General features: G+C 59.6%; 16 protein-coding genes. 1 reads left to right on the top strand and 15 read right to left on the bottom strand.

Annotated features, from left to right (window positions below; translation table 11 throughout):
- Window positions 1-52: 52 nt before the first annotated feature.
- From BLU11_RS09995 to tssI, 4 genes are all read right to left on the bottom strand, one after another.
- Entirely contained in the window at window positions 53-1,033 is a 981-nt protein-coding gene (locus BLU11_RS09995; protein ID WP_090273199.1) for a tetratricopeptide repeat protein, read from the bottom strand.
- Between the two features lie 159 nt (window positions 1,034-1,192).
- Window positions 1,193-4,567: a LysM peptidoglycan-binding domain-containing protein gene (locus BLU11_RS09990; protein WP_090273198.1), complete on the bottom strand. Its 3,375-nt coding sequence runs from the start codon at window positions 4,565-4,567 to the stop codon at window positions 1,193-1,195.
- Window positions 4,554-5,453, bottom strand: a complete 900-nt coding sequence (locus tag BLU11_RS09985; RefSeq protein WP_090273197.1) for a DUF4123 domain-containing protein — start codon at window positions 5,451-5,453, stop codon at window positions 4,554-4,556. The genes BLU11_RS09990 and BLU11_RS09985 overlap by 14 nt, the downstream gene beginning before the upstream one ends.
- Window positions 5,444-7,495 (bottom strand): type VI secretion system Vgr family protein, encoded by a 2,052-nt coding sequence (tssI, locus tag BLU11_RS09980; RefSeq protein WP_090273196.1) that lies wholly within the window; start codon window positions 7,493-7,495, stop codon window positions 5,444-5,446. Before tssI ends, BLU11_RS09985 begins: the two co-directional genes overlap by 10 nt.
- Before the next feature lie 196 nt (window positions 7,496-7,691).
- Here tssI and BLU11_RS09975 point away from each other — a divergent pair, with 196 nt between their 5' ends.
- On the top strand, window positions 7,692-9,470 hold the full coding sequence (locus BLU11_RS09975) for a hybrid sensor histidine kinase/response regulator (RefSeq protein ID WP_172828686.1): 1,779 nt from the start codon (window positions 7,692-7,694) through the stop codon (window positions 9,468-9,470).
- A gap of 154 nt (window positions 9,471-9,624) precedes the next feature.
- On the opposite strand, the gene BLU11_RS09970 is transcribed toward BLU11_RS09975, so the two are convergent.
- From BLU11_RS09970 to BLU11_RS09920, 11 genes are all read right to left on the bottom strand, one after another.
- Complete coding sequence (locus BLU11_RS09970) at window positions 9,625-10,269, bottom strand: response regulator (protein ID WP_090273194.1); 645 nt, start codon at window positions 10,267-10,269, stop codon at window positions 9,625-9,627.
- 89 nt (window positions 10,270-10,358) lie between these two features.
- Window positions 10,359-11,576, bottom strand: a complete 1,218-nt coding sequence (locus BLU11_RS09965; protein ID WP_090273193.1) for an MFS transporter — start codon at window positions 11,574-11,576, stop codon at window positions 10,359-10,361.
- A 4-nt stretch (window positions 11,577-11,580) separates the two neighbouring features.
- Window positions 11,581-12,126: an adenine phosphoribosyltransferase gene (locus BLU11_RS09960; protein WP_090273192.1), complete on the bottom strand. Its 546-nt coding sequence runs from the start codon at window positions 12,124-12,126 to the stop codon at window positions 11,581-11,583.
- A gap of 23 nt (window positions 12,127-12,149) precedes the next feature.
- Complete coding sequence (fnr, locus tag BLU11_RS09955; RefSeq protein WP_090273191.1) at window positions 12,150-12,878, bottom strand: fumarate/nitrate reduction transcriptional regulator Fnr; 729 nt, start codon at window positions 12,876-12,878, stop codon at window positions 12,150-12,152.
- A gap of 95 nt (window positions 12,879-12,973) precedes the next feature.
- Entirely contained in the window at window positions 12,974-13,705 is a 732-nt protein-coding gene (locus BLU11_RS09950; protein WP_090273190.1) for a sulfite exporter TauE/SafE family protein, read from the bottom strand.
- Between the two features lie 2 nt (window positions 13,706-13,707).
- Window positions 13,708-13,935, bottom strand: coding sequence for a cbb3-type cytochrome oxidase assembly protein CcoS (gene ccoS, locus BLU11_RS09945; RefSeq protein WP_090273189.1), 228 nt, complete (start codon window positions 13,933-13,935; stop codon window positions 13,708-13,710).
- Window positions 13,932-16,385, bottom strand: a complete 2,454-nt coding sequence (locus BLU11_RS09940) for a heavy metal translocating P-type ATPase (RefSeq protein WP_090273188.1) — start codon at window positions 16,383-16,385, stop codon at window positions 13,932-13,934. Before BLU11_RS09940 ends, ccoS begins: the two co-directional genes overlap by 4 nt.
- On the bottom strand, window positions 16,382-16,897 hold the full coding sequence (locus tag BLU11_RS09935; protein ID WP_157718650.1) for a FixH family protein: 516 nt from the start codon (window positions 16,895-16,897) through the stop codon (window positions 16,382-16,384). The genes BLU11_RS09940 and BLU11_RS09935 overlap by 4 nt, the downstream gene beginning before the upstream one ends.
- Before the next feature lie 4 nt (window positions 16,898-16,901).
- Window positions 16,902-18,314 (bottom strand): cytochrome c oxidase accessory protein CcoG, encoded by a 1,413-nt coding sequence (gene ccoG, locus BLU11_RS09930; RefSeq protein ID WP_090273186.1) that lies wholly within the window; start codon window positions 18,312-18,314, stop codon window positions 16,902-16,904.
- Window positions 18,315-18,446: 132 nt separating this feature from the next.
- Window positions 18,447-19,334, bottom strand: coding sequence for a cytochrome-c oxidase, cbb3-type subunit III (gene ccoP / locus BLU11_RS09925; RefSeq protein ID WP_090273185.1), 888 nt, complete (start codon window positions 19,332-19,334; stop codon window positions 18,447-18,449).
- Complete coding sequence (locus BLU11_RS09920) at window positions 19,331-19,519, bottom strand: cbb3-type cytochrome oxidase subunit 3 (protein ID WP_090273184.1); 189 nt, start codon at window positions 19,517-19,519, stop codon at window positions 19,331-19,333. The genes ccoP and BLU11_RS09920 overlap by 4 nt, the downstream gene beginning before the upstream one ends.
- Window positions 19,520-19,526: the final 7 nt, after the last annotated feature.

Below are 19,526 nucleotides of genomic sequence, written 5' to 3'. Positions count from 1 at the left end.
TTTAATGGAGAGCATTCAAGTAAGCGGGAGGCTCTGGGATGGCTGTACTGACTCAATAAATGCTGAGCTTATCGGGGAAATAAGATACCGGCGGATGGGTGGCTTTCCATTCCTCGGCGAACTTCAGAGCTTGTTCGATTTGTTCGGGTGTCATTTTGGCGGCGACTAGAGGTAATGTTTCTTCTACTGTAGTTAGCAGCCAACCTCCACCATCCAGTTCCAGAAGCAATGAAATCAACCCGTATCCCTTGACCAGATCAAGCTTGTGCCCAGCGCCCTCCGGCTCATGCGACAAGTAGGCTCCCAACGTATATATGCTGTCAGCATGCCCCGTTTCTGCTGCCTTATACTGCCAATAGCGCACGCCTTCCCAATCATCCCTTTCGGCCAGTATGACCTGATAATACTGCATGCTCAGCGGGTAGCCGCCTTCGGCGGAACCCTTGAACCATTTCTCAACGGCTTTTTTCCGGTTGCCAAATAAATAAAACCCGCGACCCTGTTTAATGGAAATTGCCTCACCATACTGAGCCAAGGCATAACCGGCCTCTGCAGCCTTGGCTCGCCAGTCGGTATCAAGTGTGATTTTGTACATTAAAAACATCGCTTCAGGATCACCCTGTTCAGCGAGGGGGAGGGCTACCCGATAGGCGTGCCGTAGCCAATCCCCCGGGGATTTGCTGCCGCTGGGACAATTCCCCATGACTGCGCAAAGGTCATTGCCGCTCCGACCTAGCCGAATCATGGCGTAGATATGGCCCTGATTGGCTGCGGCCTCCAGCCATTTATGGGACTCATGCGTCATGAAACGATTGTTTTTTCGCAAGGCTTCTCCCAAGTAATACTGAGCTTCAGCGTCGCCGGCTTGGGCTGCGGTCTCAAGGAACGGCGTAGCGGATATGGCTTTGTATTGGTTATATAATCGGATGCCAGTTTCACGCGCGTCCCGTTGCTCAGGCGTCAGGGTTCCACTCCATACGGCTGTGCAGGTAAGTATCAGCAAGCACAGGCCGAACGCTGCTTTTTTAAACATTGGTTCTAGTCATCCTCAATGTGTTATGAATCCCGGAGCTGCTCAGTAGATACTCAGCTTGTCTGGGAGTAAGAGACGGGTGGATGGGGCCTTCCATTTTGTGGCTTTCTGAGTTGATGTTAAACTTCATCGCGTTTTGTTCTAGACTCCCGTCACAAACTAAAACGGGCCTACTCCTCTCGCCCATACATAATTAGTGTCAGGATGGTATTCGTGTGTGGAGTCGTGAGTGGCGGCAAGTATAGCGATATTAGACTTGTAACGTTCTTGCGTTCCAACCATGCCAGGTGCCATTGTGCTACTAGCTGCCGCCATAAATAAGTCTAGTTTCAACCGATTTCTGCGATAAATTCGCGATAAGTTTGGCTCTGGAACACCAAAGCGATTCATGTGCATACAAGCGTGGCCAAACTGCTGCTGAGCGCGTTCAAGGTTCGTGTCAGACGCTTTCGCAACAACCGTGATCCAGCTGAAAATTCGATCGATAGCGCGCTGCTGGATGCTACGGCATTGCTCCCGGGATATCTCCTCTTGGTCATGTCGTATCGCAGCGTCTTGTGTAACGGTTGTGTTCGTCACGCTAAAACTCCGCGGGGCTGCCGTAAGTGTCATCAGAATTGGCCCCAACGCTGCAGGGGGAGCTTCGATAAACCATTGCGCGAGCTCCGCAGTGTTCTCGTATTCCATAATGGCCAAGGCTATCGGCCCGCCCCGCGCCCCATCGGTCAGCGCCTCATACAAGGACATGATGGTATCCAGACCCATCAAGTAAAGCATCGGCACGCTCAGGCCGTTTGCGCCGAGGGTGATGAGTTTGGACATGAAGCTGGCCGCATCGTCGGTTACCCATTCCAGGGGGTTGCCGTGGTTTCGGTGTAGTTCGCGGCGGAAGAGGTTGATCAGGTCGACCACGCCGGCATAGCTGATTGCAAAGCTGTATTCCCCTTTGACTCCCGGGCCGGCTACCAGTGAGGCTTTCATGCTCAGCATCAGTTGGCCACCGGTCAGGGATAGATTGATCTGGGCGTTGGCGCCTACGCCTGCGGCTGCGGCTACACCGGCGTTAAGGCTGGCCAGGCTGAGCCAGTGATTGTCCGGGCTGGTGCTGTGCGCGCCGGGTCGGCCGGCGGGGAGGGTGCGCAGGGTTGCGATATGTGACGGCGGTGCCCAATTGAGTGCGCCGGTCAGGGAGACTCCCGCCTGTATGCCGGCGAAAACGCTGAACTGCGCACCGGCGCCGTTGCGGATGTCGATGCGGTCTTTCAGGTCGGCGCCTCGCCGCTGGGCCCGTTCTTCCGCAGTCAGCCCGGGTTTGCCCCATGCGGGGTGGTTGGGTGCGAGGCTGATGCTGGCAGACAGCAGCATGGCCGCTCCCGCATAACCCCAGGCCAGGGCACTTAGATGCATCGAGTAGCGACCGAGGCTGAACTGAACCTGTTCGCCGCTGTGGTTCAGGTAAGTCAGCATGAGATCTTTGGCCTCCGCGCGGGCCGGCAGATTGACACTGAACAGCTCGACTACCCCCTGCGCCAGGTCAATGCCGATGTTCGCCTTGACCGAGGTCTGCAGTCCGCCAGCGAGGCTGAGGCTGGGGCCTTTCACGGTCACGCCGTTATGCAGCGAATCCTGCGGTGGCGTCAGGCAGCGCACCAGTTGCGCAGACGGGCTGGGGTCGAAGAGCCGCATGTGGTCACGAATATCTGCACGAAATAGCATCTGGCGCAGATTCTGTCCCCAGGCCTGACGCGCCGCAGCGTCTTCCAGTTGGGCGACCTTGATCGAGCGGGCCTGCAGATATGAACTGAGTTGGTCGACTTCGAACCAGCCGTGCTTATCAAACCAGTCTCCCGCCTGGTCATGAATGGCGATGGCGCCATGACCTTCCAGCCATTGTTGAAACAGGCTGGTGGTGGTGCTCAGACCGCGTTTGTCGTTGATCGGAATGCGTCTGATCGCTTTGCCCAGGTCATCCACGACTTTTTTGCCATTGGCTTTCAGCTGCTCGCCGATATTGCTCAGATCAAACAGGCTGAGCGCTTCAACCACCTTGTTGCCGGTCCCGAGCAGGCTGGCTTCCCGCAGCGGGAAGTCGCCTCGGACCAGTCTCTCGACGGGGCGCGGGGTGAATTGTTCAGGGTCCCACAGTAAATGTCTGCGAATCGGGCTGGCTTTCAGGTTGCGGTGCGCCTGCTGGTGCAGGTCGTCAAGTAGCTTCTGCAATTCATCCCATTCCTGCTGCTCGGCATCGACCAGCCCAGCAGGTGGCGGGGCGTTGGTGCCCGTCGCTCGGACCCAATCCTGATATTTCTTCTGCAGCCGGGCGGTGACCGCGGCCTGGTGGCGCTGAGCTTCAAGATAGACTTGCAGCGCTCTCTCCCCGGCAGCCAACCCACTGCTGGGGTTCGGTGTCAGGGCATATTCAGGAACGGCCAGGCCATAATCGGCCACATCGAGAATGGCATCGATGTAATCCTGATAAAGTTCCAGTTTTGGCAGGTTGTACATTCGCCACCGGTGCAGCTTGTCCAATTGGCCATAGCACGGCTGCAGACATAAGCGTGACTCCTGCTCCAGCGCCTTTCCTTCAGCCAGAATCTCCGCTATGGCGTCTGCATTCAGATTGCTGCGCATTACCTGCTGGCGCTCGTCCAGATAGCGCTGTACCCGTTTGCGCGCTTCCAGGGCGTCGGGTGAGAACAGCGCGCCATTTTCGTAGGCGTAGCCCTCGCTCCTGGCTACCGCCAACGCCTTCTTCTGCAGTGTTGCCCACTCCTCATGGAGTTGTTGCAGTTCGGCACGCTCTCGATGCAGTGCCTCCATCTCAGCCTGACGTGATTTCGCCTGGCGTATGTATGCCTCTGCCTGCCGGTTATGTTCTCTGTTTTCTTCTGAGTAAGGGTGACGCATCTGCGGCCGATCAAACGGGTTGCGCGGTAGGTTCAGATCCTGCGCCTTGAGCGACCACCAGTAATACCAGTTATCGATATCGGGGACCTGAGCTTCGATCTGCAAAGCGCGGGTGAGGTCGTCCCCGCTGAGAAAGTTGGTCAACTTCGGCTGCAGGAAATACTCCAACAGACCGCTTTCATCCAGGCCCTGTTGACGCTCATGAGCGGGCTTGTCTGGCGATATTCTATTTGCCAGGGTCGAGGTGGCTTCGCCGATCGCATCGAGTGCCGGCTCTGGCAACAACCAGAACTGCCGCTCCTCGGTGGCGTACAGAATCCCGGCAAACCGGGTGTTGCAGGCGGGGGCGCCATCATCGAACGTGACATCGCAACTTTCGTCAATGGGTGCCTCCGGTCCGAGCTCCAGCATCATTGACCCCGATGCCGTTGCTGGTTGCGTGTCGGGGCCAGCTGTAACTGCCTCGGCGGCCTGCCTGGGTACGCTGAGATTCCATCCTGCCTGGATATGGTCAGCATTGCGAATGAAGGGATTGAGCTGTAGCAGCCGCTCGACGGTGGTGCCGTGTTGTTGGGCGATATCTCCGAGCGTGTCTCCCGTAACGACGAGGTAGTTATCGAATTCCATGATGATTCCAGTTGTCCTGTTCACGTAGCGGGGCAGCAGCTGTCAACTTCTTCAACTGATCCGTTTTCTGATAAGCCAGTAGGTCGCTGGCCAATATCGCCATGGCGTCGGGGCTGTCTTCCAGCGGTGGGCCGGTTAGCAGTGCTGCCAGCTCCCGTAGATGGCGTGCCTGATGAATGCCGTGCCGGGCCAGTAGCTCCAGGTGGTCAATTATGGAGGGCAGTGATCGGGTCTCCGGCGAGCCGAAGGCGGTATACTCTTCGTCGAGCCAGTACAACCATCCGAAGTGGCCTTGCCGCGCGGCGGTTTCAGGTGGCAGGTTGAAGTGCATGGCGTAAGCGGTTGGGGCCAGAGGCTCCTCACTGGCAGGCCAGGCGATCCAGTCACCATTGCCGTCGCCAAAATGCCGGGGGGCCGGGCTGAAGACGCTGGTCCATGGTCCCAACAGGTGGGCGGACGGGCGTTCGGCGGCAGTCACAAGCGCGGCCCAGAGGCTGGCACGGTAATAACTGAGCAGGCTCTGGCCACCGGAGCCGTCATTCGTCTTGAGCAGCCAGCGCGCATGTTTGAGAGCTTGCTGCACATCTCTCGTCAACAGGCAGATACCGGCGTTACGTTGTTGGCAAAGCTCGGCGGCGAGCGCTTTCAGCTCCGCGGTTTCCGGAGCGCTGATCCAGATCGGGCCTTTGTCAGCGAGCGCGGCGAATTCGGTCCCCAGGAAGAGATTGTGCTGGTCCAGGGGATGGCCAAGGCCATACAGGCGCTTCAGCGCCTCTGGCTGACGACTCTGATCGATGATGAAGCACAGGGATTGTCCGGCAGAGTCGAGATCATCAAGGCGAATGCGGGAGCTGCTCAGCAGTGACTCCATGGCGGTTATCGACATGGGCAATCTCCACGACTGCAATCGCCGTCAGCTTGTTTTCCGCACAGAGGAGTGATGCCTGATTCGTTCAGCAGCTTGGGCAGAGGGATCAATACCTCACCGGCATGATCTGCATCCGCTGCCTGGACAAGGCCCGGCAGGACTGGCGCGCTGCCACTGCCTTTTGCCGGACTGCCGCCTGAGTTTATCCGCACCTGAGGGCCCACGACGGTGATACCGCTGGGGTCGATCTTGATGAAACTGCCACCGGCATTAAGGGTGATTTCCATGCCGGCTTCGATGATCACTTTCTGGCCGGCCTTGAGATGGATTTCGCGGCCGGCGGCGAGTAGATGGGCGGTGCCGAGTTTGATGTGCTGGTTATTGGCGATAGTCAGGTGGTCGTCGGCCTTGATTTCGGTTTTGCGGTCGGCGTGGGTGGTGTGGTGTTCTTCGGCCAGCAGTTCGGTGTAGCTGTTGGCCTCGACGCGGTCGTGGCGTTCGTTGCCGATGTGGGTGGTCTGGTCGTGCTGGATGTTCTGGTCCCAGTCACGTTGGGCGTGGATAAAGATCTGCTCTTCGCCGGCCTTGTCTTCGATGCGCAGTTCGTTGAAGCCGTCTCCGCCGGGAGTGCTCAGGGTTTTGAATACGCTGCGGGTTTTGTGTTCGGGCAGGCTGTACGGGACCTGGTGGGTCTTGTGGTACAGGCAGCCGGTGATCAGCGGTTGGTCGGGGTCGCCTTCGAGGAAGGAGACCAGGACTTCCATGCCTATTCTTGGAATGGCGATGCCGCCGTAACGGTCGCCGGCCCAGTTGCTGGCCACTCTGAGCCAGCAGCTTGTTTTGGCGTCGGCCTGGCCGTGGCGGTCCCAGTGGAACTGGACTTTGACGCGGCCGTATTCGTCGCAGTGGATTTCTTCGTTTTCGGGGCCGGTGATGACGGCGGATTGGCTGCCGGCGATGGTTTGTTTTTTGTGGACTGTTTGGGGGCGGAAGATCACATCCCAGGGGGTGGCGGTGAAGGTGTTGCGGTAGCCTTGGGTAAAACCCTCTTCTGGATTTACATCACTGGTGACAGACTCTTCCAGTACCTGGGGTTGTTTGCCTTCGTGGGTTACCGAGGTCAGTAGCCAGAGATCATTCCATTCCTGACGAGGGTGCTCGGTCAACGCCAGAAAATGTCCGCTGATCAACAAGGGCTGGTCGCTTTTGCCATTGATCAGGCGATAGTCGCTGCGGTGGGTTTCCAGGGTGCGGGTGGTGAGATGGGTGCCTCGGTCGCGGTGTTTGAAGCGGCCCGGGTAGGCGTAGTCTTCCAGGGTGGGCAGGGCTTCGCTTTGCGCTGCGCTTTCCATCAGCAGGCGCGGTTTTTCAAAGTTGTAGTCGCGGCGGGTGACGTGGCTGGGGCGGGTTTGCAGGCGTAGATTGAAGCGTTTGATGACCGGTTCGTCGGCAACCATGCCGCTGCCCTGATTGAACCGGGTTGGCGGCAGTGTGGGAAAGAGGGTCTGGTCTTCACCGAATACCAGTTGATGGCCGTCTGGGCTGTGCTGGAAGTGGTAGTGGATGCCTTCTTCTTCACACAGGCGCTGGATGAAATGCAGGTCGGTTTCGCCGTATTGGGTGCAGTAGATTCTTTCGAAACCTTCCTCACGCAGTTGGAAGCGGAAGGAATCGGTGAAGATGCCGTGGCCCTTGAGTACCTCGGTGATGATCTGCGGCACGCTCTTGTGCTGGAAAATCCGCTGGTTGGTCGCGTGTTGCAGGTAGGCCAGGCGCGGTACCAGGGTTACCCGGTAGCGGGTCAGGCGTTTGCCGGATTCGCCCTGGGCGATGCTGTGGATGAGTCCGTGTATACCCTTGCCCGGGCCTGCATAGTTGAGAAACACCGGCTGGTGCAGCAGGCTTTCGATATCCAGGTCTGGACGTTCGCTGACCAGATCCAGCTCAAAGCAATAAGGCTGGCTGATGGCCTCGGTGCCTTGAAAGGACAGCACCTTGAAGTCGTGGTCGAGGCGGGGAATGTCGAGCGTGAAATGCGCGGTATTGGCCGGGGCGAACATCCTGTGTTCCATTGTCTGACGAACAAGGTGGTCGTTATAGCAGACCGGGACCGGGAAGACCGCCCTTGAGAATCAGGGTTGTGAGTCAGTTGGCAAAACTGCCGCCGGCGCGGCGGGGTTTTGCCCATAGGCGGGGTTGGTCGATTGTTCACAACGGCGTAGGCTTGGAAGCAGTGCAATGAACAGGGCAACAATAATGATGAACGCTACCCCTGGTCTGGACGAGCCAGGACTGCTGGTACAGAGTCGTCGCCTTGGGCGATTGCGGTTTCCGAGCTCAATAGAAGCTGACTTCCAGGACTTCATGCATCGAAAGATGTGCAGTCGGGTGTTGCCGGTCGCTGTTTCCACTATCGGCTTCATGCTGTTATTCATCTGGGTGGATTACGCCTTCCTGCCCGAGTCGTTGTATAGGCTGAGTATCACCGTACGGGTGCTGGTGTTGCTGCTGATATGTTTCAGTATCTGGTACTCCAATCGCCCGGGCCGGGTGGTCCCGCGGACGGCTTTCAATACCGCGACCCTGAGTTATATATGCACCGGACTGATGGTGGTCATGGTGATTCTGGTCTGCCGAGTGCAGCAGGTGCCGGTGACGGTCACCCATGACGGGTTGTATCTGATCCTGTTGTCGGGTTGCTTCCTGCTGGGTCTGCCGATGCGCAACTCGGTACTGGGCTCCTGGTTCATCGTGGTCAGTTATCTGGTGGGAGAGATATTGATAGGCTCATCGCGGCAGCTGGTACTGGGTAACGGCCTGTTTCTGGGGTGCTTCACCTTGATGGGCAGCATCGGCGCCTATGCCTATGAGCACATGTTGCGCCGCGGCTACCTCAATGAACGGCTGCTGCAGGCAGCGCGGGTCCGCGCCGAACGGGAAAGCCAGAGCAAGACGCGCTTTCTCGCCACGGCCAGTCATGATCTGCGTCAGCCGCTGCATGCCATGAGTCTGTTCATTCGGCATCTGGAGGAAAAAGTCGTCGAGCCGGACACGCGCAAAAGTGTTACGCGGTTGGCCGAGTCGACCCATCTGTTGCAGGCCATGCTCAATTCGCTGTTGGATATATCGCGGCTATCGGTGGGCATGGTGCGTCCGCAACTGCGGCACATCAACCTGCAGGGCTGGTTTCAGCGCCTGCTCGCCGGTTTTGAGGTGAGTGCGCGGGAGCGGGATATCGAGCTGCTGCTGGAGTGCCCGCCGCACAGTGCCGTCTACACCGACCCCATGCTGTTGGAGCGGCTGATTCGCAACTATCTGAACAACGCACTGGTGCATGCGAGCGCCCGCCAGGTGAAGGTGGTGGTAACCGAGAAAGACGAGCAGATGCGAATTGCGGTGGTGGATGACGGCTGCGGCTTGAGCCGCGACGAGCAGGCGCGGATATTCGAGGAGTTTACCCAGCTGCGCAACCCCGCGCGTACTCTGGAAAAGGGCGTGGGACTGGGGTTGTCGATCTGCCGACAGCTTCAGCATCTGCTGGAATATCCCTCCGGCGTGGAGTCCGAACCGGGGCAGGGTGCTCGTTTCTGGATAGAGGTGCCGATGGGTGAATGGCAGCAGGAAGCGACGCTCAATCCGATGCTCGGCAGCACAACGCTGCAAGGGCGGGTGCTGTTGGTTGAAAATGACCTGGTCAACCGCGAAGCCATGGAAACCCTGTTGCGCCACTGGGGCTGTGAGGTCGAGTGTCATGAAAAGGGCGACCGGTTGCTGCAGGGTGGACAACGCGATGAACAGGTGGATCTGATACTCGCCGATTACCATCTGGAAGGCGACATGACCGGCCTGGAACTGATCGAGGCGCTGCGCGAGGCGGGCATCTACACCGGTCCGGCAGCGCTGGTTACCGCCGACACCAGCAGCACCCTGCCTGCCGCCGCCGAACAGGCCGGCGTATCCGTCATCTACAAACCCGTCCTTCCCGCACGCCTGCGGCGGATGGTGCAAACACTGCTGCAGAAAGCAGAGGCGTAAGGCGGGGCAGAATTATCTGATGCCGGTTAGTCAGCTGGTTATGAGTGGAAGACTCTAAGCTCCACAAAGCCCGCTCCCTGGCATGAAGCATGGGATCTCCCATGCTTTGCGTTCGAGTTACCGGTCTGTGCTGACGGGTGGCTCGGGGCGGAGTCTAGCTACTGATCAAGCCCTGCTTGCGGGCCGTATTCACGCATTCGGTGCGGTTGTGGCAGTTGAGAGCGGAGAAGACGGCCTTGAGGTGGGTCTTGACGGTGTCTTCGGACAGCGACAGGCGCTGGCAGATCACCTTGTTGGGCAGGCCTTCGGCCAGCAGGTCGAGAATCTCCAGCTGCCGTGGCGTAATACCCAGCGAGCGGGCGTTGGTCTGGCGGTCCAGCGGCTGATGTTCGTTGGCCATGACCACCTGCTCGCCGAACAGCAGTCGCAGCGCGGCGCTGACCAGCATCTGGCCGTCGGCGGTCTTGCTGATGAAGCCGGCCGCGCCGAGGCGGAGGGCGGCGTCCATGTCGCTGGGGTTGTTGCTGCCGGTGAGAATTGCCACCGGCGTCAGCGGATCGATCACGCGCAGCTTTTCCAGCACCGCCAGGCCGCTGCTGTCAGGCAGGTGCAGATCCAGCAGAATCAGGTCATAGGTATGTTGCTGCACCTGCCGTTCCGCCTCGCTGGCATTGCGCGCGTGGTCCAGCTGGATGCCTTTGCACAAGGTGTTCAGGGTGAGAGTCAGGCCATCGAGGTAAATCTGATGGTCATCAATGAGCAGTAGTCGCGTATCGGGGGGCAAGGTAGCTATGGGCATGCCGACATTTCCTTGGCTTGTCATATCCTGAGACAGGATTCAGTCTTGTTTTTCGACTGATGATAGGCAAGCGCGACGGGTACGTCCAGTCAGGCTTTCTGCGAGCGTCGTTGTTGACCGCGGTACAGGTAACCGATCAGTGCCAGACTGATCAGCAGCATCAGCAGACTGCCGCCAATAACCGCCGGCCAGCCGGCGGCTTTCCAGAAGGGCGCGAGATAATAGATGCCTCCCGCCGCTCCCAGGTAATAGAACACCGAGTACAGTGAAGACGCACTGGCCTTGCCGTGGGCCGCATGCTGATTGACCCAGCTGTTGGCCAGCGAGTGAGTAAGGAAGAAACCGAAGGAGTTGAGTAGCAGGCCGGCAATGATGATCCACAGCTGGTCCGACAGCGTAATCAGACAGCCGACCATGAACACCAACACACCCAGCACCATACCCTGGGGAGCCCGGGACGCTCCGACACGTCCGGACATGCCGGCGGAAAAGGTGCCGGCCATATAGGTCAGAAACAGCAGGCCGAGGCTGCCGGCGCCCAGTTGCCATGGCTCGGCACTGAGGCGGAAGGTGATGAAGGTGTAGAGGTTGATGAACACCATGAATCCCAGCCCGCCGACCAGATAGGCCGGGAGCAGGGCTCGGTTGCTCAGGTGGCTGCGGAACGTACGCAGGCTGCCGCCCAGGGATAACGGCTGAGGTTTGAAGACACTGGCCGCAGGCAGCAGCAGGGCGACCGCCAGAGCGCAGATCAGGCTGCTGGCGCCGATAATCAGGAACACCATCTGCAAACCGAAGTGGTCGGCAATGAAGCCGCCCAGCACGCGCCCGCCGGCGCCGCCCAGGGTGTTGCCGCCAATATACAGACCAACAGCGGCAATCAGTGCCTGGCGGTTCATGCTGTCGCCCAGATAAGCGATGGCTGTGGCCGGCAGCACGCCAAGTGCGACGCCCTGGGCCACACGCAGCCACAGCAGGGTATCGAAATCGCCGGCGAACGCCATGCCCAGGGTCAACAGCGCGGTTACCGTCATGCCTGTTATCAAGGGCGCGCGACGCCCGAAAGCGTCGGACAACGGACCATGCAACAGCAGTGAAAGCCCCAGCGTCAGACTGCTCAGGGTGAAAGCATTACTGGCCCGCAGCGTGCTGACCTGATACTCCGCAGAGATCAGCGGCAGCAATGGGTGGATGGCGTAGAGGTTGCCGAAGATGACCAGCGAAGCGAGAAACAGCGCCAGACTGGCTCGGCGGTACGCAGCTGTGCCCCGCTCGATTACAGCGGGGGCGCTTGCCTCTTGGGGCATCGAGTTACTCGGCCTCTTCGAAGGCGCATAGAGTGAAGGTGGCGATGCCGGCATCCTGGATCAGCCGCGAGCCGCCCAGATCCGGCAGGTCGATGATCGCAGCTGCTTCGTAGACCTCGGCGCCGAGCTGGGTGACCAGGCGGGCCGCGGCGAGGAAGGTGCCGCCGGTGGCGATCAGATCATCCAGCAGCAACACCTGGTCGCCCTCGCTAAGGGAGTCGCGATGCACTTCGATATGCGCTTCTCCGTACTCGGTGGAGTAGGCTTCGCGAAGGCAGTCGGCGGGCAGCTTGCCGGCCTTGCGGAACAGGATCAGCGGCTTGTTCAGCTCGTAAGCCAATACCGCGCCCAGCAGAAAACCACGGGCATCGATGGCGCCGATATGGGTGATCGGTGATTCCACGTAACGCTGGATCAGGCTGTCGGCCACCATGCGCATGGCGCGCGGAGACTGGTACAGCGGCGTGATGTCGCGAAAGGTGACGCCTTCCTTGGGAAAGCCCGGCACCGGACGGATCAGCGATTTGATGGTGAATTCGTCAAAAATCATGGGATAGCGGGTCCTGGTTCAGTTCATTCGTTCTGGCCACCGGCCAGAGCACAGAGTTGAATATAATCAACGATCTCGATCTGCTTGCCTTCAGCGGTGATCAACCCTTGCTGCTGAAAGCGGGTAAATACCCGTGACACGGTTTCCACCGCCAGGCCCAGATAATTACCGATCTCGCCGCGCGACATGGCCAGGCGGAAAGAACTGGCCGAATAGCCGCGCATGCGAAAGCGTGCCGACATGTTGATCAGCAGGGTGGCAATACGTTGATCGGCATTCTTGCGCGACAGCAGCAGCATCATTTCCTGGTCCTCCCGCAATTCCCGACTCATCAGCCGCATCAGTTGCTTGCGTAGTTGCGGCAGGACGGCGGTCAGCTCGTCGAGGGTGTCGAAGGGGATCTCGCAGACAGAGGTGGTTTCCAGCGCGGTAGCGGTGACCGTATAGCGACCACTGTCCATGCCCGACATGCCGATCAGCTCACCAGCCAGATGGCAACCAGTGATCTGTTCATCACCTCCATCAGACAGACTGTAGGTCTTCAGCGCACCGGTGCGCAGGGCGAAGATCGAGGTGAACTCGTCACCCTGGCGAAACAGCACATCACCCTTTTTCAACGGCCGTCCACGTTTGACGATACGGTCGAGTGCGTCCATTTCATCTGCATGCAGCGAAATGGGCAGGCACATGCAGGCCAGACTGCAATCCTTGCAGTGTGGCTCGCGGGCAAGCAATGGCGTCGCATTGGTCATGTAGGGCAGATCCTCAACTATCTACAGCGAGCAGGCGAAAGAACAGCAGCAGAACCGTCATTCGTATAAACCCGGATTCTATCACTGGATTGGGTTCAATGCCCGGAATGGGGCGCTGCATGATGCGGTTCGGCGCCGTGGTGACCACCCATGAGCCAGGCCGTATGCGGGCCGGGAATGGTCCAGATACCGAACAGGATGATCAGCAGCCCGGCGGTGATGCGCACGACGCGTTTTTTCAGGATCGCCATCATGCGGTTGGCGAACAGACCGGTGGCCAGCAGGGTGGGGAGTGTACCCAGGCCAAAAGTGGCCATCAGGCCGGCGGATACCGCCGTGTCGCCCTGGCTGCTGGCCCATACCAGCGTGCTGTATACCAGCCCGCAGGGCAGCCAGCCCCACAGCGAGCCCAGCAGTATCGCCTGCGGCAAACGGCTGACCGGCAGCAATTTGCGGGCGTGAGGCTCAATGTGTTTCCACAGGCCGCGGCCCAGCGCTTCGATCCGTGTCAGGCCGGACCACCAGCTGGCCAGGTACAGACCCATGGCGATCATCAGCAGGCCGGCGAGAACCCTCAGCCCTTGTCCCAGGCCCAGATCCTGAATCAGCCAGCCAAGACTGCCGACCAGCGCGCCGGCCAGGCTGTAGCTGGCAATGCGGCCAAGATTGTAGCCCAGCAATACGCGCCACAGCCGCCAGCCATGGCGTTGTTCAACCGGGATGGCCAGGGTCAATGCGCCCATCAGGCCGCCGCACATGCCGATGCAGTGACCGCCACCCAACAACCCCAGGGCCAGCGCAGTGAGAAACAGCGGTAACAGTTCCATGTTCAGGTGCGCTCGTCCGGCTGGTCATCCTGCGGCGTCGCAGCATCCGATCTTGCATCGTCTGACTTGCGGGCGGCCAGATGCGCAGGGTCTTCTTCATCGAACAGAATGCTGTGGGCGGGGCTGTCGAGATCATCGTACTGACCACTGTTGACGGCCCAGTTGAATACGCAGATGGCTATGATCACCAGCACAATGGCGACCGGTATCAGAATGTAGAGAATGGTCATGCTGTCTGCTCCTGTCGAGGAGTGGGCTTCAAGTGCCGCGGGCTACGGGGCAAGCGATTGAGGCGCAGCGCGTTGAGTACCACCAGCAGCGAGCTGGCCGACATGCCAGCCGCCGCCAGCGCGGGGGACACCATGCCGAGGGCAGCCAGTGGCAGTACTCCGGCATTATAGGCGCCTGCCCAGAACAGGTTCTGGATCATGATCCGACGGGTGCTGGCTGCCACCACAAAGGAATCCGTAAGTACATGCAGATGACTGCTGAGCAGCACCGCATCGGCACTGGTCTTGGCCAGGTCGGATGCTTCGCCCATGGCCACGGAAATGTCGGCACTGGCCAGCACAGGTACGTCATTCACCCCATCACCCAGCATCAACACCTTGGCACCTTCATTCTGCAATTGCTGAACGAAGCCCAGCTTGTCCGCCGGGGTGGCGTTGCCGATTGCTTCCTCGATGCCCAGCGTCTGCGCCATGCGTTCAACCACCGGAGCATGATCGCCGGACAGCAGGACCACGCGCATGCCGCGGGCCTTGAGGTTACTGATCAAAGCGCCTGCATCGGCTCGCAGTCGGTCATTCAGCACGAACCAGGCAATCGGACCGTCGCTGTCGCCCATCAGCAGCCATTGGCCGGTCTGCTCGGGCGCCTCTGGGGCCATCCAGTTGCCCAGCTCGGCGACATACCGGGGCTTGCCAATGCGCAGCAGCTGTTCGCCGCCCAGGCCTTCCAGACCCAGGCCCGGATGACTGGTGACGCTGTCGGCCTGGGCGGCGCTGCGACCGAAGGCGCGGGCGATGGGATGCTCGGAGCGGGACTCGATCATGCGTGCCTGCTGCAGCGCCAGATCGCTGTCATGGCCGGGGAAGGGCAGAATCCGCTCCAGGGTCATGCGGCCCTCAGTCAGCGTACCTGTCTTGTCGAGAATCACCGTATCGACCTTGTTCAGGCCTTCCAGTACATGACCGCGGGTGATCAGCAGGCCGAGCTTCTGCAGGCTTCCGGTGGCGGTGGTCAGCGCGGTAGGGGTGGCCAGCGACAGCGCACAGGGGCAGGTAGCGACCAGCATGGCGATGATGATCCAGAACGCGGTGTCCCCATCGACCTGCCACCACCAGAGTCCGCCTACCACCACAATGGACAGCAGGACCGTGACCAGAAAATACTGAGCGACCTGATCGGCGAGACGCGCGAGTCGGGGTTTATCGGCCTGAGCCCGCTCCAGCAGCCGGACAATGGCCGACAGGCGTGTTTCGTTACCCACGGCACTGACCTGAATCTGCAGCGGTCCTTCCACATTCAGGGTGCCGGCAGTGACGCGATCGCCCAGCTTTTTGGCCAGCGGCAGGTACTCACCGGACAGGGCCGATTCATCGATGCTGCTCAGACCACGGGTAATGATGCCGTCGGCGGGGATACTTTCACCGGGCTTGATTTCCAGCAGATCGCCGGGGCGTACTTCATCCAGCATGATGCGTTGCGGCTGTCCTGCTTCATCGAGGCGGATGGTGCTGGGCGGCAATAGATTGACCAGCTTGGCGGTGCTTTCCACTGTACGCTGGCGCGCGCGGCGCTCCAGATAACGGCCAGCCAGCAGGAAGAAGGCAAACATGACCACGGAATCGAAATAGATTTCGCCGGAACTGGTCAGGGTCGCCCAGATGCCGGCCAGATAAGCGCCACCAATGGCCAGCGACACCGACACGTCCATGCTTAGCCGGCGGTTTTTCATATCCCGCCAGGCGCCAAGGAAGAAGGGCGCACAACTGTAAAGTACCACCGGGGTGGTCATCAGCAACGCCGCCCATCTCAGGGCGACGGCCATCTGCGGGGTCACGTCCTGATTGAAGCCATCCCACAACGCCATGGTTGCCATCATCACCTGCATGAACATCAACCCGGCAAGACCCAGGCGGCGCAGGTAGCGGCGGTTTTCCAGGGCGATCTGTTCGCTGGCCTTGTCCGGCTCGTAGGGATGGCCGACATAGCCGATGCGCTTGATCTCGCCAAGCAGGGCGGACAAGCGGTTCTGAGTGGCGTCCCAGCTCAGGTTCAGTCGATTGTTGCCGAGATTGAGATTGGCCTCCAAGACCCCGGGCATCTGCTGCAGGCGCTTTTCAATCAGCCAGCCGCAGGCGGCGCAACTGATGCCTTCAATCAGCAACTGGATCTGTTGCTGATCACCGTCGCTGTGCACATAGCGTTGTTGCACGTCGCTGCGGTCGAGCAGTTCCAGCTCATCCTGCAGAGATTGCGGCAAGGCTTCGGGGTTGGCGGAGTTTTCCGTGCGGTGCGAGTAGTAGGACTCAAGCCCGCCAGCGACGATGGCATCAGCCACTGCCTGGCAGCCGGGGCAGCACATAGCGCGCTGTTCACCCAGAATGGCGCTGAACCACGACGAACCGGCCGGAACCGGCTCGCCGCAGTGATAACAAGGCGTGGGTTGGGTCATTTTGCGGAGAGCTGGTGCTGCTGCCCCATGACCAAGGTGATTTCGCCGGTCAGGCGCCAGCCGTCTTCACCCGTCAGGAGCGGATCGCTCAGGTCGATGTAATGGCGGCCCTGAATGCCACGCTCCAGCTGTCCGGTGTAGTGATTGCCGGAAATCTGTTGAAGCATCATGGTCCGGTCCCGCTCGGCGTGGGTCGGCGACATGATTTCCAACAACAACTGGGACGGCTGCTGCTCCAGCTCGCCATCCAGCTGCAGGCTGAGGTCACCGGTCAGCTCGTCGACCGAGAACCGGGCGCTCAGACCCAGCTCGCTGGCCCGATGGTCGCGGCCCATGTGCATGTTGATCGCCCGGCCTTCCTTGTAATAGTTGTCACGCACCATGCTGTCGGGGTTGAGGATGGACACGTACAGCAGACCCAGACCGATGACCACGGCAAACACCAGAATGCCGATCAGAAACCAGGGCCAGAACTGCTTGTACCAAGGTGGTATGTTCTCGTCGTTTTGCATGCGTTTACCTGATTGTCGGGCCCATGAAACGGCTCTCGGATGTGGCCGAGATGCTTTCGTCATCTGCCGCAGTAACGATGAAGGTGATCGGTATGTTGGTACCTTGCATGAACTCGGGATCCAACTGCACGTTGACCGGCACCTGCAGCAGGCTGCTGGGCTGGATGGTCAGACGGTCATTGGCCAGTTGCAGGGTCAGCTCCGGGTGGCCTTCCACCGTCAGATTGAAGGTGCGGGCTTGCTGACCCTTATTCATGACCTTGATTATGTACACGTTTTCGATGGCACCGCCACGCGCTTCCCGATACAGAACGTTTCGGTCGCGCTGCACATCCAGGTTCACCTGGGCCATGTTGCCGATGGTGAGGATGAACATGCCGATCATGATTGCCAGCGCTATGCCATAGCCGATCAGGCGCGGACGCAGGATACGGGTTTTCTGCCCGGCCATGTTGCTCTCGGTGGTATAGCGGATCAGGCCACGCGGGTAGTCCATCTTGTCCATGACTTCGTCACAGGCATCGATACAGGCGGCGCACTGAATGCATTCGTGCTGCAGACCATCGCGGATGTCGATGCCGGTGGGGCAGACCTGTACGCACATGGTGCAGTCGATGCAATCGCCCAGACCCAGTTCGGCCGGCTCGACACCTTTCTTGCGCGGACCACGGTCTTCGCCGCGATGGTAGTCATAGGTGACGACCATGGTGTCCTTGTCGAACATCACACTCTGAAAGCGGGCATAGGGGCACATGTAGAAGCACACCTGCTCACGCAGCCAGCCCGCGTTGACATAGGTCGCTACGGTGAAGAAGAAGATCCAGAACGCGGCCCAGCCATTCAGATTGAAGGTGACCAGGTCCACGACCAGCCCGCGGATAGGGGTGAAGTAGCCGACAAAGGTCAGCGCGGTCACCAGCGATACGGCTATCCACAATGCATGCTTGGCGCTGCGGCGCAGGAATTTGTTGACGCTCATGGGCGCCGCGTCGAGCTTGATGCGCGCGTTGCGTTCACCTTCGGTGACGCGCTCGGCCCACATGAAGATCCAGGTCCAGACTGTCTGCGGGCAGGTGTAACCACACCAGACACGACCGGCAAAAGTGGTGATGAAGAACAGGCCGAAGGCGCAGATGATCAGCAGGAAGGACAGCAGAAAGAAGTCCTGGGGGTGGAAGACCGAACCGAAGATGTGGAACTGGCGCGCTGGCAGATCCCACAGCACGGCCTGCTGGCCACCGATATTCAACCAGACGGTGCCGAAGAACAGCAGAAACAGGGCAGCGACACCTATCAGGCGGATGTTCTTGAAGAGCCCTTGGTAAGAGCGCGTATGAATATTTTCGCGCTTGGCATACAGATCGACTGTTTCGATCTTGTTCGCCGAGACATCTTTAACGGGTATTTTCTCGCTCATATCAGGCTGGCCATATCGTTAAAAGAAGGGATAGCCTGGCCAGGAGAGATCTGGTCAGGAGACGTGCGTCACCGCCCGGCCAGAATAACCGGGCCGGGCGGTGGGCACCATGCGACATGGCGTCGCTGAGGGTTACTTGTCTTCCAGCGAGAGGCCGTAGACGTAGGCGGCAAGCATGTGCAGCTTGTCGTCACCCAGGTGAGCCTGGGCAGGCATGTTGCCGTTACGGCCAGCACGGATGGTGTGCTGAACCTGCAGCATGCTGGAACCGTACAGCCATACATCGTCGGTCAGGTTAGGCGCGCCCAGCAGCGGGTTGCCCTTGCCGTCCGGACCATGACAGGCCACGCAGTTGGTGTTGAACACCTGCTTGCCGGCCTCGATGTCCATGCCGTCCGATTCCAGGCCGGACAGGCTGCGCACGTAACCTGCCGTGTTGCGCACACCCTGCTCACCGATTACCGCCAGCCATGCCGGCATGGCAGCCTGACGGCCTTCACGTATTGTGGTCATGATCTGCTCTGGTTCCCCGCCCCAGATCCAGTCATTGTCTGTCAGGTTGGGGAAGCCGAAGGCGCCCCGCGCATCAGAACCGTGACATACCGAGCAGTTGGTGGCGAACAGACGCTGACCGATGCGGCCTGCTTCTTCATCCCGTGCCACTTCTTCGATCGGCATATCGATGTAGCGAGCGAAGATAGGTGCAAACTGCGCTTCAGCACGCTCGACTTCACGCTCGTACTGACCAACCTGAGTCCAGCCCAACACGCCGGGGAACTTGCCCATGCCGGGGTACAGGATCAGATAGATCACCGCATACACGATGGTGGCGACGAACAGCATGAACCACCAGCGGGGCAGGGGGTTATCCAGTTCGGCGATGCCATCGTACTCATGGCCGGTGGTGTCGTCGGTCTGGTCCGGCCGTTGCCCCTTGCGCGTGGCAAACAGGATCCAGGTGACCAACAGAAGGAAGACGACGGTGAGGGTAATGATGTACCCGCTCCAGAAATTGCTCATTTTTCATTACTCCTGGTGTCTTGCTGCTCACGCGTTTTCTGGTCTTCATCGTCGTCGGCGAAGGGCAGCTGAGCGGCCTCATCAAAATCCTTCTTCTTGTATGAGCTGTAGGCCCACAAGACGATGCCGATAAAGGCCACCATGGCGAAGATGGTGGCGATGCCGCGTAGAGTGTTGATATCCATTGGGGTA

Source organism: Halopseudomonas litoralis (assembly GCF_900105005.1).
Taxonomy (GTDB): domain Bacteria; phylum Pseudomonadota; class Gammaproteobacteria; order Pseudomonadales; family Pseudomonadaceae; genus Halopseudomonas; species Halopseudomonas litoralis.
Note: the sequence above shows the minus strand (reverse complement) of the source record. Positions and strands in the feature narration are given on the sequence as shown.